Here is a 17,387-nt window from a genome sequence, read left to right as displayed (position 1 = left end):
CGGACATGATTGCGGTAAAAGAGGCTTTTCAGGCTGGTTTATTCCAGCGCCAACACTGGGTCAGAAACATCATTTCAGGCGTGATTGTCGGGATTGTTGCCCTGCCGCTGGCCATGGCTTTTGCCATTGCATCAGGCGCGAAACCTGAGCAAGGGCTTTATACCGCGATCGTCGCTGGCTTTCTCGTCTCTGCCCTGGGGGGCAGCCGGGTACAGATTGCCGGACCAACCGGCGCATTCATTGTCGTGCTGTCCGGGATCACCGCGCAATACGGTATCTCGGGGTTACAGGTCGCAACCCTGATGGCTGGCGTCATGCTGCTCTTTCTTGGCCTGACCAAACTGGGCAGCATCATCCGCTTTATTCCTGCGCCTGTAATCACCGGATTTACAGCCGGCATTGGAGTGGTGATCTGGGTCGGTCAGTGGCAGTATTTTTTCGGGCTGCCCGCAATCAGCGGCCAGCATTTCCACAACAAGCTGTATCAGTTACTGCAGGTTCTGCCTAATTTTCATGTCGTCACTACCTTACTGGCAGTCACGGCACTGTTGCTGACGCTGTTTTCTCCGAAATTGCCGGGCATGAGACGGATTCCGGGGCCACTGGTCGCCTTGCTGGTAGTCACGCTGCTTCAGTCTGTATTTCAGTTCAGCGGCGTGGCCACCATCGGCAGTCAGTTTGGCGGTATCCCTCAGGGACTGCCTGAATTCTCTTTGCCGTCCACCAGCTGGGATCAGGTCATCGAGCTGATCGGCCCGGCCTTTACCATTGCCATGCTCGGCGCGATTGAGTCTCTGCTTTCCGCAGTCGTCGCCGATGGGATGACCAATACGCGCCATAACTCCAATCAGGAGCTGGTTGGCCAGGGCATTGCGAATATCGCCGCTCCCTTACTGGGCGGTTTTGCCGCAACAGGCGCGATTGCCCGGACTGCCACCAATATCCGCAATGGCGGTACCAGCCCGCTGGCTGGCATCATTCATTCACTGACGCTGGTGCTGATCCTGCTGGCGCTGGCACCGCTGGCCAGTTACATACCGCTGGCAGCACTGGCGGCCATTCTATTTGTCGTCGCGTGGAATATGAGTGAAGCCCATCATTTTATTCAGATGATTCGCCGGGCGCCGACGGCTGATGTGGTCATTCTGCTGATCACCTTCCTGCTCACCGTTTTTGCTGATCTGGTAGTCGCCGTCAACATCGGCGTGTTACTGGCGACCTTCCACTTTCTGCGACGCATGGCCAGCAGTGTCGAAGTCAAAGAAGCAACGTATCAGGAAGTACATCATGAAATCAGGCAGCAAGGGATGCTGGAACTCCCGCCCGGAGTGCTGGTATTTACCGTCGATGGACCGTTTTTCTTTGGTGCCGTGGATCAGTTCGACCGGATCCTGGCGAACACGCATACCGATCCCGGCACGGTCATTATCCGCCTGAAATGGGTCCCTTTTATCGATATGACAGGTCTGAAAACCCTGGCTTCCGTGATTGGCAACCTGCAAAAACGCGGCATTACCGTGCTGATTTCCAACGCAAATTCGCGGGTCTCAGCCAAACTGCGTAAAGCTGGGGTGATTGAACTGATTGGTGAGCAATTTCACTGTGCGACACTCCAAGATGCCTTGAGTGCAGCCATCGCTCATGACAGCAGCACTCAACCGGATTTACCTGCGCAGCAGATGGCCACAAAACACCGTCCTGAAGACAAAGCGACAGACGTCTGAAGGATACGTCTATCCGGCAACGGATTACTTCACCTGAGGGTTTTTGGTGGTATCGTCAGTCAGATAAGTGACATCATGTTTTTCCAGATACTCACGGATCAACTGACGAACCACCTGGGAAGGGGTGAGATCCTGAGAGGCGCATAACTTCTCAAATGCCTGCTTTTTTCTGGGATCCATCAATACCGTAAAACGGGCCGTTTTGCTTTCCACTCTCTGATACTCTTCGTCTGACTATGATAATCAAATTATAATCAAATCTCCTGACCGAAGAAATGCCGGAATCTGAAAGCCGGTTCACCCGGTCTCAAAAAACAAAGCCGCAGCTTTTTAAGCTGCGGCGTTTGCTTACCGATATTGCTTTTCTGTATCAACGTCAACACGGGATCAAGACATACCTGAATTAGCTCGCTCAGGGATAATCATCCAACTCATGAAAAGGGAGAGCACATGGGTAAAACAAATTGAACACCGGTTGTTCAATTTGCTCTGCAAACCCCAGAAAAATAGGACCGTATTTTTCCAGCCCGGACTTGCTGGCCTCAATCTGCTCATATTCCGCCAGGGTCAGCAATGCCTGTCCGTCCCAGCCCGCCATGTAGTTATTCACATCATTAATCACATTTTGTTTACTGAGTTCATGCTTTTCCCGATATGCACGAATCAGTGGACCGGACTGACCCTCTCGCTTATCCGCATATCTTCCGGACTCAGTCACCAACTTGGCCGACGGCGTTTCCAGGACGATCGCAATACGAGCCAGTACACCTCCCCAACGCTCCGCGGGGCTGTTTCCGGCCTCTATCTCTTGATATTCATTCTCTGGCAAACCTAAGGACTGACTCATCTCTGTGAGAGATATCCCTTTCCTCACCCGTTCCTTCTTTAAGACTTCACCTAGTTTCATTCCATTTCCTCAATCAGCCAACTTAAAAAAGCGAACCAGATTCTTTGCTCTGGCTGTGCTCGCCATATAAAACTTAGTTCACACTGAAAAATGAAACAAAAAATCAGACACAGTTACATGAATATCAAGACAAAAACAGAACATCTGAATCACATTGCTGCATTTGAAAAAGGAACTCTTTCGACAGATACAAAAAAGCCCCGAAACGGGGCTTTTCAAGCAGAACAGTGAACACACCTGGTTATGCAGGCTGCACTGCGCGCAGTACCACTTTCAATTGCTCAAAGTCGTTATCACGCTCTTCAGACAGCAGTTCCATTGCACCGTGCTTCGCCAGCGGTGCCGGCAGATCGATTTCTTTCTCAAGAATCTCTTCTACCACTTCCTTGAACTTGGCCGGATGTGCAGTACACAGGAACAGACCGGTTTCACCAGCTTGCAGCTGCTCATTCAACACGCGGTAAGCAATCACACCATGCGGCTCACACAGGTAACCTTCGGCATCCATCTGACGCAAGGTTTCTGCACTCTGCTCATCAGTCACAGCGCCATAACCCAGCTCGCTCAGACCCCAGCCCTGCTTCTGACACAGCTCTTCAATGCGTGGCCAGTTGTTTGGCTGGCTTACATCCATGGCATTCGAAATGGTCGGAATGGTCGCTTTCGGCTCCCACTGACCACTTTGCAGATAACGGGGCACCGTATCGTTGACATTGGTTGCTGCGATGAAACGTTTCACCGGCAGACCCAGTGCTTTCGCCAGCAGACCCGCCGTCAGATTACCGAAGTTACCACTTGGCACCGAGACCACCAGATTGCCACGAGCTTCTTTCGGAAGCTGTGCCACCGCTTCGAAGTAATAACAGATTTGCGCCATCAGACGGCTGATGTTGATCGAGTTGGCTGAGTTCAGGCCCACTTCCTGACGCAGCTCAGCATCATCAAACGCCTGCTTCACCAGCGACTGACAGTCATCGAAAGTGCCATTCACCGCGACCGTGTGAATATTTCCGCCCAGGGTACAGAAGAGTTTTTCCTGCAGCGGGCTGATCTTACCTTTCGGATAAAGAATCACGACTTTGATGTTGTCCATGCCATAGAACGCATGGGCCACTGCGGCACCGGTATCACCTGAAGTCGCAGTCAGAATCGTGATATTTCCCTGCGCATCAGACACGGCAGCCAGCGACTGCGCCATGAAACGGCCACCAAAATCTTTAAAAGCCAGCGTCGGGCCATGGAAGAGTTCGAGCGCATAAACGCCATCCTTCACCTGAGCCACAGGTGCCGGGAACTGAAAGGCGTTGCTCACCATCTGTTGTACGGTTTCTGCCGACAGTTCTTCACCGATGAATGCGGACAGAATCCGGCTGCTGCGGGTCACAAAATCCTGAGCCAGCAAGGCGTTAATATCGCCTAAATCCGGCAGTTCAGAAGGAAAAAACAGGCCCTGATTCCGGCCCAGCCCCTGACGAACGGCCTGGGCAAATGACACTTCTTCCTGATGATCTTTTAAGTTATACAGCTTCATGGTTAATACTCACTTCCTATTTCTGTTGAACCCTGGCTGTCGAGACGACAGACATGGACGAATCCTTCATCATTCTGGACATAATGCTGCTGCAGCCAGCGGGCGATCCGCTCAGCAATTTCCATATCATCACAGATACTGAACATTGTCGGGCCAGAACCAGAGATGCCGCTCGCCAGAGCACCCGCTTCCAACGCATATTGACGAGCTTCTTTAAAACCGGGCAGCAGGCTTTCACGATAAGGTTCCGCGACGACATCTTTGATCATTTTCGCGGCAAGGGCCGGCTGCTGGCTGTGACAGGCATGCAGGAACCCGCCCAGATAACGGCCGTGGGCAATCACATCCTGACGGCGATACTGCGCAGGCAGAATCGCCCGGGCTTCCGCGGTAGACACTTTAATGCCCGGATACGCCATGACCCAGTACCAGTTCTCAAAACATGGGACGGACTGGCTGATAATGCCAAGCTCCTCGACCATCAATTGCAGCCCCCCGAGATAGCAGGGCGCGACATTGTCGTAGTGCACACCACCAGAAATCTGCCCTTCCATCTCGCCCATCAACGCCAGCAGTTCGGTCTCATTCAGCGGGTTGTCATGAAAACGGTTCAGCGCATCCAGCGCAGCAACGATCGAGCAGGCACTGGAACCCAGACCGGAGCCAATCGGCATATTTTTCTCCAGCGTCATCGACACAGGCTGAAGAGCAATACCTTTTTTATCCAGCTCCCGGGCAAACACCTGCCAGCAGTGAAAGACAATATTCTGCTCAGGCTCGGCTGGCAGTTTTGCAACAAAATCACCCTCGCAGCGCAGCGTAAACGGCTCGCGGCCAGCCGAGACCGTGACTTTGTCTCCCAGCAGGGTACCGTCAATGGGCGACACAGCCGCCCCCAATACATCAAAACCCACACTGACATTGCCAATTGATGCCGGTGCATAAACAGTAACACTCATCCTTACACTCCCAGTTTCCAGCCGACGGTACGCATCAAATCAGCGAATACACCGGCAGCTGTGACTTCAGTACCGGCACCGTATCCGCGCAGTACCAGAGGAATGGGTTGATAGTAACGGCTATAGAAAGCCAATGCATTCTCGCCGTCCTTAATTTTGAACATTGGGTTGTCCTGATCAACGGCAGCCACTTTCACCGTGCACTTTCCGTTGTCGATTTCACCAATGTAACGCAGGACCTTGCCTTCATCCGCCGCTTTCTCCGCCAGATCCCTGAAATACGCATCCGCTTCCGGCAGACGCTGCATAAAGGTTTCGACGTCACCACTCTGATCAAAGCCCGGCGGCAATGCAGGCTCTACCACAACATCGTCCAGTTCCAGAGCATAACCGGCTTCACGGGCCAGGATCAGCAACTTACGGGCAACATCCATGCCGGACAGGTCATCACGCGGATCCGGCTCCGTAAAGCCATTGTTGCGGGCAACCGTGGTTGCTTCACTCAGGCTCATACCTTCATCCAGCTTCCCAAAAATAAATGACAGGGAACCCGACAGAATGCCGGCAAACCGTTCCAGCTCATCACCCGCGGCCATCAGGTTCTGCAGGTTCTCGATGACCGGCAGACCTGCACCCACTGTCGTGTCGTACATAAATTTACGGCGGGTTACCCGTGCTGCCTGACGCAGCTGATGGTAATACGCCATGCTGGCGGTGTTCGCTTTCTTGTTCGGTGTAATCACATGGAAACCAGCTGCAAGGAAATCCACATACTGATCTGCAATCGACTGTTCCGACGTACAGTCAATGACCACCGGGTTGATGATGTGGTGACGCTGCACCAGTTGGATCAGACTGGCCAGGTTAAAGGCTTCTGTCGCCTGTCCCATGGTGTCACGCCAGTTTTCCAGCGGCAGGCCATTATTATCCAGCAGCAGGCCATGGCTGTTTGCCAGACCACAGACCCGGATCACAATGCCGTTTTCAGCCAGTTTTTCCTGCTGACGCTGGATCTGATCGACCAGTTCGCCGCCCACGCCGCCAACGCCGACCACAAACACATCCAGAAAATGTTTACTGTTGAACAGGTTCTCGTGACAGGCTTTCACCGCTTCAGAAACTTTATTGGCCGGGATCACGGCTGAAATAGCACGCTCAGAAGAACCCTGGGCAATAGCGACGATGTTAACGTTCACCTCCGCCAGAGAAGTGAAGAACCTCGATGCCACGCCCCGCGAGGTACGCATACCGTCACCAACCAGCGTCACAATTGCAGAATCATCAATAAACTCAACCGGTTCCAGCAGGCCTTCTTTCAGCTCAAGCTCGAAATTATTCCGCAGTGCTTGCTCGGCAACGTGCTTGTCCTCACTTTCAATACAGAAACTGATACTGTATTCAGAAGAGGACTGGGTGATCAGCACAATCGACACACCGGCCGCGGACATCGCCCCGAAGACCCGGGCAGCCATACCGACCATGCCTTTCATCCCCGGACCGGACACGTTGACCATGGTCAGATTTTTCAGGGTGGTGATGCCTTTGATCGCCAGATTATCTTCACCAGTGTCCTGACCAATCAGGGTTCCTGCGCCCTGTGGATTGAAACTGTTTTTAATCAGGCACGGAATGTGGAACTGAGCAATCGGAGCAATAGTTTTCGGGTGGAGTACGGAAGCACCAAAGTAAGAGAGCTCCATCGCTTCCTGATAGCTGAGAGATTTCAGCAAACGGGCATCCGGCACCAGGCGCGGGTCGCAGTTGTAAACGCCATCCACATCGGTCCAGATTTCACAGCATTCGGCACGTAAACAGGCTGCCAGAACCGCCGCGGAGTAATCCGAACCGTTTCGGCCCAGAATCACCAGTTCCCCTTTCGCATTCCCTGCAGTGAAACCCGGCATGATGTGCACCACACCCTCTGCCAGCGGCTGACGACGGAAGTTCTCAGTGGAAGCTTCAATGTCCACATGACCTTCCAGATAATCGCCATGCGCCAGCAAGGAAGCCACAGGATCAATCAGATCGGCAGTATAACCTTTTGCTTCCAGAGCAGATTTCATTGCCACAATCGACAGGCGCTCACCTTTACTGATGACACGGGCATACACATTGTCCGGACACTGGCCCAGTAACTTCATCCCGTGAACCAGTTGTTTCAGCTGCCCCATGGTACTGGCCAGCTTGGCATCCACAGCCGTACGGTCAAATGCTGGCAGCTGTGCCTGAATACCGTCAAACAAACCGGTAAAAGTTTGCTCCAGATCGGTGAGCTGTAATTCGGCATCGCCGGTCGTTACCGTTGTTTCAATGACAGAAACCAGTTTATTCGTGACTTTTCCCGGTGCTGACAGTACGACTGAAACCTCACCCTGATGCGTATTACTGGCGATGATATCCGCCGCTCTGAGAAACCGGTCGGCATCCGCTAACGATGAGCCGCCAAATTTAAGCACTCGCATTCCCTACTCCACTTCCGTTAATTTGAACTGTCTGGCAAGTTTATCCGGTCTTGTTATTTTTTACTGGAAAAACATACCGTTAAATTCATGGTAAAAAAAAGCCCGCACTCTGGAGTGCGGGCTTTTTTTGAAAATCTTACGCGTATCAGCCCGCCCCAACACTGGTTGTGCCGGTAATAATAATGGTGGTGGTGCCAATAAGATTCATTGCCATGATTTTTAGTAAAATTGCTAATGTTGTGTGCGTGTTGATTACGTTTACCCGATCGGTAGCATTGAGTCAACACTCATCAGTGAAATATTTTTTCATTCGTTGAAATATAGCTTTTCCTTCTGAAAATCGGTGACATCCCAAATCAGACAATTTTCCCGGGGAAAAGCGGGCTTGTTTTGATCTGCTTCCACCGTCCTGAAACAAAAACCATGCACCGGGTGTCGAAAGCGCTCATCTGATACTGCTGAGGCATGATGAATATAAATTTTTCCTAAATCGCATATCTGCAATTGCAGTTCACCCAAGGCCATAGCATAGTAAACCTGATGTGCTGTTTTATTTCCCTGTTTGCACGAAAGTCAGACAGCCATTTCCAGCCCAATAAAGTTCTGGCCAGATTTCTTGCTGTAAATTTTTTCAGCCTGAGCCAGAGAAGCCCCGGGGTATGCAGGACCAATCCCCGGGAAACGACAACAATGACAAACAGTATTTCGGAGGGATCCGGCATGACAGCAGCAATGGAACAGCTGGTTGCGCATACCATACTCCAGGGTTTTGATGCGATGTACGGTCGTTTTCTGGATGTAACGGCCGGCGCTCAGGAAAGATTTGAGGATCAGGCCTGGATGTCCATTCATCAGGCCCTGAAGCAGCGGATCAATTTTTATGACCATCATGTGGAACTGGTCAGCCGTCAAATTCAGATCATGCTCGGCAAGCAATACGCCAACCGTGAGTTTTTAACTGCGGTTAAATCTTCCTATGAAGATCTGCTGCTGGACTATCCCAGATATGACATTGCAGAAAGCTTCTTCAATTCGGTCTATTGCCGAATCTTCGATCACCGGGATATCAACCGTGACAAGCTTTTTGTCCACAGCTCGCAGACGGGCCGCATCCCCCCTTATCCGACCACACTCACCCGGATTTATCAGTCCCCGAACGGGCCGCATTCCCTTTTTGAGCGGATGATGGACGAAACCCCGTTCACGCTGGAATGGGAAGAAAAAGCCCGTGATATTGAACTCATCGTCCAGCGACTGGAACTGGAATTTGGACAACAAACGATACAACAGGCCCGGCTTGAACTGATCCGGGAACCTTTCTACAGGAATAAAGCCGCCTATCTGATTGGCCGTTTGCTTCTGGCGGATGATACTCAGATCCCGCTGGTACTTCCCGTGCTCACGACAACACAGCGCCAGATTTATATCGATGCCTGCCTGTGCCACGTCGACGATGTCAGCATCGTGTTCGGTTTCGCACGTTCCTATTTTATGGTCTATGCCCCGGCACCGGCTGCGCTGGTCCGTTTTCTCAGTGAACTGCTGCCCAAGAAAACCCATGCTGAGCTTTACACCGCCATTGGATGCCAGAAACATGGCAAAACAGAGCTTTACCGGGAGTTTCTCCATCATCTGGAACACTCCGACGACAAGTTTGTCCTGGCGCCCGGAATCAAGGGAATGGTGATGAGCGTATTTACCCTCCCGTCTTACGGCTTTGTATTTAAAGTCATCAAAGACAAATTCGCACCGCAGAAAGAGATGAGCCGGGACACGGTAAAGGAAAAATACAAACTGGTAAAAGAACACGACCGGGTTGGCCGGATGGCCGACACGCAGGAATACCGCAATTTCAGCTTTGATCGTCACCGCTTCAGCGACGAATTGCTGGAAGAACTTCAAGGCGTAGCTCCTTCAAGTCTGATTGTCACCGATACCGAAGTGATGATTAAACACCTCTATATTGAGCGACGCATGATCCCATTTAACCTCTATATTGAGCAGGCCAATGATGAAGATCTCCGTCATGCGGTTGACGAGTACGGCAAAGCGATCAAACAGCTGGCCGCCGCGAATATCTTCCCGGGTGATATGCTGTTCAAAAACTTCGGCGTTACCCGCCATAAGCGGGTTGTCTTCTACGACTATGACGAAATCAGTTACATGACCGAGGTGAACTTCCGCCGGATTCCGCCGCCGCGTTTTCCTGAAGATGAGTTATCGGCAGAGCCTTGGTACAGCGTCGGAACCAACGATGTGTTTCCGGAAGAGTTTCGTACCTTCTTGCTGATCAACCCGAAAGTTCGCGCCCTGTTTGATGAACTGCACAGTGATCTCTTTGATCCAGCCTACTGGCAACAGCTGCAGCAGAACATTTCACAGGGTCAGTTCGAAGACGTATTCCCGTATCAGGAACAGCACAGACTGATCAGAATTTGATCTTTCCCGCAATCTTCGCTGTAACTCGAAAGGCAGAGCTCGATCGCATGAATCCTTTCATACTTCTGGCCTAGTATTAAGGGATTAAACGGGGCTGACACCAGGCCCCGAAGCGATACGAATTACAGGGATGATGGGGTATGAAATTCGGGAGTATCATCTGTCTGCTCTTTCTGCTGGCTCAGCCGGCAATAGCTGCGGAGGCAGAACAAACAATGATGCCATCGCCGCCCTCGGGCTGGTTTCTGGATTCACAGTCTCGCAGCGCCGAACAGTTTGACCTCTGGCAAATCGACAGTGGCTACACTTATGCCCTTTCCCCTTCCACCCAGCTCTATGTCAGTACCCGGCTGAAAAGCGGTAATCAGTATCAGTCTGCTTCACGCGGTCTGCTTTCCGGTGTGCAGTACAACTTCAGTCCGAAAATCAGCCTGCGCAGTGCCTTCACCTCAGAACGGATCGAAGAAGATACCCGGCTGGGTGTTGAACTCAGCAGTCAGTACGAACTCAACAACAGACTCAACCTGCACGCCACCATGGACTATGAATCCCTCGAACAGGTCTATCAGCTAGGTATCGGCTTCAGGTTCTGAAATCCCGCTCAGAATACCGACAAATCAAGCAACTCTTTACTCAGCAAAATGCCGTTCGGATCGGCATACAGAATATCGCCGGGATAGACCAGTGTGTGTGCCACAGTCAGCGTGACATTTCGGTCACCAGTCTGACGCTTTTCCGTCTTGAACGGACAGGCTGCAATGGCTTTGACGCCGAGTTCCATTCCACTGAGCGCCACCACATCACGGACAGCCCCGTTGACCACAATGCCTTCCCAGTTGTTTTGAACGGCAAGTGCCGCCAGCTGATCTCCGAGCAAAGCCCGGGTCAGTGAGCCATGTCCGTCAACCACCAGAACCTTCCCTGTACCGTCTTCATTGAGAATTTCCCTAACCAGGCTGTTATCCTCAAAACACCGAAGCGTCACCACTTCTCCGTAAAACACGGGCTTACCGCCAAAGTCGCGATGCTGCAACGGTAACCAGCGTACGTCCTGCTCATAGTGGTCACACAAATCCGGCAATAAATCTTTCATCTTGCAACTCCTTTATTCTGATCCTTGAATGTGAAGAAATGTTTGCCAAGCCCCCAGTACAGACCGGGAAAATCCTTGCTTCCCAAGCCTCACCGGAACCAGCGTCAATTGCTGCTGAGCAACCCAGTACAGAGCATTTTGTTGCCAGCGTGCAGCAACGGCGCATGCACGCTCAATGTCCATGGCAACGGCCAGACTGGGTTCATGCCAGCTTCCGTCCGGTGCACTGCAATCCAGCCGCTGGAATGCATAGCCCAGTGCAGATAACTCCGCTTCAAGGCTGGCCTGTCGCTGATGATTTTCCTTACAACTGAGCACAATACTTTCCGGGTTAAATGCTGTTAAAATAGCGAAGGTTGTGAACGGTGGCGACTGAACCGCACGGAAAATTATCTGCTGATAGTTTTGCCATAAGTGGTGTCGAGCCTGCGAATCCGACGCTCCTGATGACATTGCATGACTGAGATTTTGTCTGCTGCTTTCCGTCATGAGTCCGAATCCTGTTCTGTTGAAGAAACTTTTAACAGCCGCATTTCATTGCTGAAACAACAAATTGTTTGAGCTATAACAATAAGATAGTGTTTCTGACAGGCTAGTATGCCATGACAAATTCGAAAAAACCGGGCACATTACAATAAAATCATATTGTTAGTGCGCTGTTAAATGCATACAATCGTCAGCATCCAAGGGAAATTGTAGCCAGTTCCGTAAAAGTCGGGTTTTTCAGTGGTGATTTTTGAGCGTCTGCTGAAAAATGAGGATGGCGTACCAGCAGGTAGTTGAAAAGACGAGTGCAAACTGCAACAGTTCTGTTACTTTGCCTGTGATCGAATTATTTTTATAGAATTAACATATTCTGTGTTAGACCAGATTCCGTTTTGAGTAATTAGGTACTGCCAATGCAAACCCCTCACATTCTAATTGTAGAAGACGAGCAAGTAACACGTAACACCCTGAAAAGCATCTTCGAAGCCGAAGGGTATACAGTATTTGAAGCCAGCGACGGTGCAGAAATGCACAAGATGCTGTCTGAGCATCCTGTTCACCTGGTCATCATGGACATTAACCTGCCGGGTAAAAACGGCCTGCTCCTTGCTCGTGAGCTGCGTGAGCAAGGCGATATGGCGTTGATGTTCCTGACAGGACGCGACAACGAAGTCGATAAAATCCTCGGTCTGGAAATCGGTGCGGATGACTATATCACCAAGCCTTTCAACCCTAGGGAACTGACCATTCGTGCCCGCAACCTGCTGACCCGTGCCATGAGCCAGGGTCTGGCAGCCGAAGATCGCCGTCTGGTTGAGCGCTATGAGTTCAACGGCTGGTCTCTGGAACTGAACAGTCGCTCTCTGGTCAGCCCAAGCGGTGAGCAGTTCAAACTGCCTCGTTCTGAGTTCCGTGCACTGCTGCATTTCTGCGAGAATCCGGGCAAGATCCAGACCCGTGCAGAACTGCTGAAGAAAATGACCGGCCGCGATCTGAAACCACACGACCGTACTGTTGATGTGACCATCCGCCGTATTCGCAAGCACTTCGAATCTGTTGCAGATACCCCGGAAATTATTGCGACCATCCACGGTGAAGGTTACCGCTTCTGCGGTGATATCGAAGAAGGCTGAGCAGCCTTCTGATTCGACTTCACGAAAGATGAAGCAAAAAAGCGTCGCAATGCGACGCTTTTTTTATGACACTCAAACAAGCAGCTTACTTTTCAAGACCCTCCAGCCAGCCTTTCAGCAGTGTCAGATCGTTCTGGTAGCTGTTTTTAATTTCATCCACCCAGTCTTCGATATTTTCCCACCAGGCCGGCAATTCCGGCGACTGTGCCTTCTGCGCCACCTGCTGGATACGCTTGAGCCCAATCGATCCCGCCGCTCCTTTGATCTTATGAGCTTCAAACTTAATACCGTCTTGATCTTTGGCCGTCATGTTTGAGTCCAGAATCGCCAGATATTCCGGCATCATTTTCTCAAACATTTCAATCGAGTCGAACACCGGCTTCGTCCCGACGATATCGACATAAGAACTGAGCATTTCAAAATCAAGCAGCTTGTTCAGGGTATCTTCGCTCATTACTGTTTCCTGTGCAGGTACTGGGGCAGCTTCATTCGCCGGGGCATATTCCGATTCCATCAGATGCTCAATGACCATATTGATGGCTTTGACACTGAGAGGTTTGCTGATGGCATCATCCATCCCCTGCTCCAGATATTCATCTTTATCTTTAATCACATTGGCCGTCAGCGCGACCAGTGGCGGCAGCTGACGATAACGAGCGCGCAGTATTTTGGCGATCTCAAAGCCTGTCATATCCGGCAACTGGATATCCAGTAACACCAGATCGTACTGTCCTGGATCAAACGCCTCCAGCGCTTCATCTCCCCGCATCGCAACGGTGACCTGATGCCCCAGACCTTCCAGAAGCGCCCTGGCAACCGTGATATTCAGCTCGATATCTTCCACCATAAAGATGCGCAGTGAACGCTGCGCCAACACAGGCGTTTCATCATCTTCCGTAATCTGTTCAAGCAGCGGCACGCAAATGGTCACGGTAAAGGTACTGCCTTCACCCACCTCAGAGTTGACCTGAATATCACCGCCCATCATATTCACCAGTTGCCGCGAAACCGCCAGACCAATCCCAGTTCCGACCGCGTGCAGATTGTCCTGTCCCTGTTTCACCTGGTAATACATCGCAAATACTTTATCCAGCTCGGACTCCGGAATCCCAATCCCGCTGTCTTCAATTTCGAAGGTGATTTCGGCCTGCTGATCATCCAGCAACTCACTGCTGATCGACAGAATTACGCCACCTTCTTTGGTGAATTTGGTGGCGTTGCTGATCAGGTTCCACAGAACCTGGCGCAGCCGGGTCCCGTCCACCTGTACATAAGACGGCAGTTCAGTCAGCTGTTCCAGATCGAAACGCAATCCCTTCTGTTCGGCCATCAGTCCGGAAATATTCCCCATTTCTTCAATAAAGGCATGGAAATCCAGCGGTGCCGGCAACAACTCCAGCCGACGGCGATCCGATTTATCCATATCAATGATGTCATTGAAAATATTACCGAGCGTGATGGCGCTGACATAAATCGTCCGCATATAGCCGCGCTGCTGATCACTCAGCGGACTTTCCAGCAGCATCCGGCTCAGGCCGACAATCCCGTTCAGCGGGGTACGCAATTCATGGCTGATGGTTGAGATAAAGGCTGTTTTCTCGCGGCTGGCTTTCTCCTGCGCTTCCTGATACTGCTTGCGTTCGGTGATATCCCGGCCAAACCCCATCAGGCCCAGACGCCGACCGTCACGACTGTAGAAAGGCACTTTGCGCAGTTCAAAAATAGCTTTGCGGCCATCCGGATATTCCAGCCATTGCTCATAAGTCAGAGAGACATTCTGAGTGAACACCTGCTGATCGGTTTCAACAATCTTACTGGCCACTTCTTCGCTGTAGACATCCCAGGGAGTCAGACCAACCAGCTCCTGCTCGGTTTTTCCGGTCAGTTCCGCCATAGCCCGATTACATCCAGAGAACTCATTTCTTTCATTGCGGTAATAAATCAAATCCGGCGATGCATCCAGAAAAGACTTCAGCAAGGCACTCTGCTCTGCCAGCTCCAGCTGGGCACTCTCACGCTGCGCGACTTCGCTTTCCAGATCTGCCATGGCAATCCGGCGCTCATCTTCTGCTTTGATCCGGACTTCAATTTCCTGATTCAGTTGTGTGATGTTATCTTTCAGCTGTTTATTCAGCGTCAGGTCACGCGAGCGCATCTCTTCCAGTTTGCTCACCAGCTTGGACAGCCGCTGACGGGAGTCCTCAAGCTGATCCACAACAACCGACAGGAAATACACCGCCCAGGGAGTGATCAACAAACCAAAAAACACAGAACGGACAATATCAATGTTCAGCACTTCTCCCTGCAATGCCAGCGTCACTCCGACTTGCACCACCACAGCCAGAGCTACCAGCGCTAATGCCAGCAGCAGGCTGAAGCGCACAATGCCCAGTTTCACCAGCAGATCGACATAGAACTGCGCCAACATCTTGATTTGTTTCATGGATTATCCTGTCACAATAAAATGCTGCCCTCAGGCAGCATCAGAATTCATCGAGTTCAGCCATCAGGCGGGTGGTGTTCCGTCCGTCGGCTTTTGCTTTATATAGCGCTTTGTCAGCCATCGCAATCAATTCACCGTAATCCTGATTCGGCATTGGCGTCATGGTCGCAACTCCCAGACTTACCGTCAGAATATCGCTGATATCGGAAAAACCATGGGGAATGGCTTTCTCCGCCACTTTGTCATGAATTTTTTCCGCAACGACCTCACCGCCGCACAGCGGCGTATTCGGCAACAGGAAAGCAAACTCTTCTCCGCCATAGCGGGCCACTTCGTCAGTCTCACGCCGGATCACACTGTCAAACACCTGTGCGACTTCCAGCAGCGCCCAGTCGCCCTGCTGGTGTCCGTAGTTGTCGTTATATGCTTTGAAACTGTCGATATCACACAGAATCAGGGTAAGCGGCTGCTGTTCCCGCATATGACTGTGCCAGAGTTTACGTAATTGCTCATCAAAGCTGCGACGGTTTGCCACTTTGGTCAGGCTGTCCACAAAACTCAGCTCCTGCAACTCCATAATGGCATCTGCGAGCTGTTGTTCCGCCTGCTTCCGCTCGGTCACATCCCGGGCAATCAGCAAAATCCCGGCAGAGCCATCCGTCGGATCGCGGTAAGGAGATTTGACGATCTCGTACCAGACCGGCTGCCCGGTCTCAAGAATCACATAGGCATCCGTTTTGACGGTAACCCCTTCTTTCAGCACTTTGATATCGGTCTGATAAAACTCCTGCAGCATTTCAGGATCAATCACATTGCGGGCCGTTTTGCCAATCAGTTCCCGGGCACTGAACCCCAGTACCCGGGCAAACGGTTCGTTACATCCCACATAAACCCCGTGCTCATTGTATAGGCCGATGGGATCCTGACTGGCATTGAGAATAGAATTGAGTAGTGTATTTCGCTGGGCCAGGATCTGTTCTGTTACCTCTCGCTTTTCAATCTCTTGCTTGAGGCTTTCCTGCATTTCGTGCCAGTCCGTCACATCATGACTGATACTGAGCATCCCGATGACCTGGCCTTCCTCATCGGTCATCGTTGTCTTGTTGGTTTCCAGCAAGCGGCTGGAACCATCCGGAGCCGTAGTCCAGGTATGAATGACAGGCACCTCGCCGATCCCGGTCGGATCACCCTGAATCAGTCCTTCTTCACGACGTCCCCGCCAGAAACGATCAAAGGCCGTATTGGTTCCGAGGATATTCCCGGCTTTATCCTGAAAATAAACCAGTTCTGACAGGGAGTTCAGCACGCGTTGGAAAACACGCTGCTCGAGCTGAACATAAGGATTACTCTGCGCGGCAGGCTCAACAAGAAACAGTAGCCAGGCTGACTGCCAGCGAAAACTCATCAGCTGGCCTGAAATCAGCACCCGGACTGTTTTATTTCCTCCCAGTCGCAGCGTTTCCTCAACACTGTCAAAATCAGTTCCGGACTGCAGCGGACGCAGCACATCCGCCATCATTTGGGACCCAATCCCTTCCGGATAATAATACCGCCGCCCGACTTTACTGACCCCAAGTAATTCCTGGCAGGCAGCGTTGGCATAGAAAAGTTCTCCGTCCTTACTGCGGACAATCGCTGCTGCTATCGGCAAACGGGAAATCGTCGCATGAAGCCGACGAAAAGCCAGACGACCTAAGTGGTGAATCAGCCAGGCGCCGAGTGAGGTCAGGATCGCCATCATCAGAACAGCCATGCCAATTGCCGACAGACTCATACTTTCTTCGGTAGCGCCCCATGCCGGGACGGCGGTACAGGCAGCACCCGCAAGCGTCATACCGTGTCTATTCTGCATGTCTGTTCCTCTCTGCATCCTTTCCAGACCAGTCCCGCTGGCATATCACTGCACCTCTGAATACGTGACGACAATTTAACACAGTTGCAAGAAGCTGCTGTATATGGTGGTTTTTTTATATGCCAAATAGTGATGTTTGACACTTCGCAGCGTCAAGGTTCTGTCACTGATTACATTGACTCTGTCAGAGCATTCTTCTGGTGATACCCCGAGCAACTGATTCAAGATGCCAAAAAATCAATCTGAAATAAAATAACTACAATTACCACCTGAATCTCTTCGTCATATACTCCTCTAACAAAACACAAACACAATAACAATTCACACAAACAACAATTTAACGAATTTTTAATCATTA

General features: G+C 51.3%; 14 protein-coding genes and 1 other annotated feature. Of the genes, 4 read left to right on the top strand and 10 right to left on the bottom strand.

Annotated elements, in window-relative coordinates; genetic code table 11:
• Window positions 1-5: 5 nt before the first annotated feature.
• Entirely contained in the window at window positions 6-1,724 is a 1,719-nt protein-coding gene (locus ACYP03_RS08525) for a SulP family inorganic anion transporter (RefSeq protein ID WP_459779241.1), read from the top strand.
• Between the two features lie 24 nt (window positions 1,725-1,748).
• Here the strand turns inward: ACYP03_RS08525 and ACYP03_RS08520 are convergent, their stop codons facing one another.
• The 6 genes from ACYP03_RS08520 to ACYP03_RS08495 all read right to left on the bottom strand — a co-directional run bounded on the left by ACYP03_RS08520 (window position 1,749) and on the right by ACYP03_RS08495 (window position 8,108).
• Window positions 1,749-1,937 (bottom strand): ribbon-helix-helix domain-containing protein, encoded by a 189-nt coding sequence (locus ACYP03_RS08520; RefSeq protein WP_248141384.1) that lies wholly within the window; start codon window positions 1,935-1,937, stop codon window positions 1,749-1,751.
• A 199-nt stretch (window positions 1,938-2,136) separates the two neighbouring features.
• Window positions 2,137-2,631, bottom strand: a complete 495-nt coding sequence (locus tag ACYP03_RS08515; RefSeq protein WP_248141386.1) for a helix-turn-helix domain-containing protein — start codon at window positions 2,629-2,631, stop codon at window positions 2,137-2,139.
• 241 nt (window positions 2,632-2,872) lie between these two features.
• The gene (gene thrC, locus ACYP03_RS08510) at window positions 2,873-4,162 is read right to left on the bottom strand and encodes a threonine synthase (protein WP_459779240.1); all 1,290 of its coding nucleotides are present in this window, start codon (window positions 4,160-4,162) and stop codon (window positions 2,873-2,875) included.
• Window positions 4,163-4,164: 2 nt separating this feature from the next.
• Window positions 4,165-5,121 carry a homoserine kinase gene (thrB, locus tag ACYP03_RS08505; protein WP_459779239.1) on the bottom strand — a complete coding sequence of 319 codons (957 nt, stop codon included), beginning with the start codon at window positions 5,119-5,121 and terminating at the stop codon, window positions 4,165-4,167.
• Window positions 5,122-5,123: 2 nt separating this feature from the next.
• Window positions 5,124-7,583: a bifunctional aspartate kinase/homoserine dehydrogenase I gene (gene thrA / locus ACYP03_RS08500; RefSeq protein WP_459779238.1), complete on the bottom strand. Its 2,460-nt coding sequence runs from the start codon at window positions 7,581-7,583 to the stop codon at window positions 5,124-5,126.
• A 91-nt stretch (window positions 7,584-7,674) separates the two neighbouring features.
• Window positions 7,675-7,790, bottom strand: a sequence feature (Thr leader region).
• Window positions 7,791-7,889: 99 nt separating this feature from the next.
• The gene (locus ACYP03_RS08495; protein WP_459779237.1) at window positions 7,890-8,108 is read right to left on the bottom strand and encodes a hypothetical protein; all 219 of its coding nucleotides are present in this window, start codon (window positions 8,106-8,108) and stop codon (window positions 7,890-7,892) included.
• 195 nt (window positions 8,109-8,303) lie between these two features.
• On the opposite strand from ACYP03_RS08495, the gene aceK reads away from it, so the two are divergent.
• Window positions 8,304-10,022 carry a bifunctional isocitrate dehydrogenase kinase/phosphatase gene (gene aceK, locus ACYP03_RS08490; RefSeq protein WP_459779236.1) on the top strand — a complete coding sequence of 573 codons (1,719 nt, stop codon included), beginning with the start codon at window positions 8,304-8,306 and terminating at the stop codon, window positions 10,020-10,022.
• A 140-nt stretch (window positions 10,023-10,162) separates the two neighbouring features.
• Window positions 10,163-10,615, top strand: a complete 453-nt coding sequence (locus ACYP03_RS08485) for a hypothetical protein (protein WP_248141397.1) — start codon at window positions 10,163-10,165, stop codon at window positions 10,613-10,615.
• An 8-nt stretch (window positions 10,616-10,623) separates the two neighbouring features.
• On the opposite strand, the gene ACYP03_RS08480 is transcribed toward ACYP03_RS08485, so the two are convergent.
• Both ACYP03_RS08480 and ACYP03_RS08475 read right to left on the bottom strand, forming a co-directional pair.
• Window positions 10,624-11,115, bottom strand: coding sequence for a putative 4-hydroxy-4-methyl-2-oxoglutarate aldolase (locus ACYP03_RS08480; protein ID WP_330960506.1), 492 nt, complete (start codon window positions 11,113-11,115; stop codon window positions 10,624-10,626).
• A gap of 12 nt (window positions 11,116-11,127) precedes the next feature.
• Entirely contained in the window at window positions 11,128-11,604 is a 477-nt protein-coding gene (locus ACYP03_RS08475) for a DUF3293 domain-containing protein (RefSeq protein WP_459779235.1), read from the bottom strand.
• Window positions 11,605-12,014: 410 nt separating this feature from the next.
• Here ACYP03_RS08475 and arcA point away from each other — a divergent pair, with 410 nt between their 5' ends.
• Window positions 12,015-12,734 carry a two-component system response regulator ArcA gene (gene arcA / locus ACYP03_RS08470; protein WP_036755170.1) on the top strand — a complete coding sequence of 240 codons (720 nt, stop codon included), beginning with the start codon at window positions 12,015-12,017 and terminating at the stop codon, window positions 12,732-12,734.
• Between the two features lie 85 nt (window positions 12,735-12,819).
• On the opposite strand, the gene arcB is transcribed toward arcA, so the two are convergent.
• On the bottom strand, window positions 12,820-15,177 hold the full coding sequence (gene arcB, locus ACYP03_RS08465) for an aerobic respiration two-component sensor histidine kinase ArcB (protein ID WP_459779234.1): 2,358 nt from the start codon (window positions 15,175-15,177) through the stop codon (window positions 12,820-12,822).
• 40 nt (window positions 15,178-15,217) lie between these two features.
• Complete coding sequence (locus ACYP03_RS08460) at window positions 15,218-17,029, bottom strand: diguanylate cyclase domain-containing protein (RefSeq protein WP_330960503.1); 1,812 nt, start codon at window positions 17,027-17,029, stop codon at window positions 15,218-15,220.
• Between the last annotated feature and the right edge of the window lie 358 nt (window positions 17,030-17,387).

The sequence above is a fragment of the Photobacterium sp. R1 genome, from assembly GCF_054600795.1.
The sequence above is the reverse complement of the archived record's forward strand: the minus strand, read 5'-3'. Positions and strand labels throughout refer to the sequence as shown.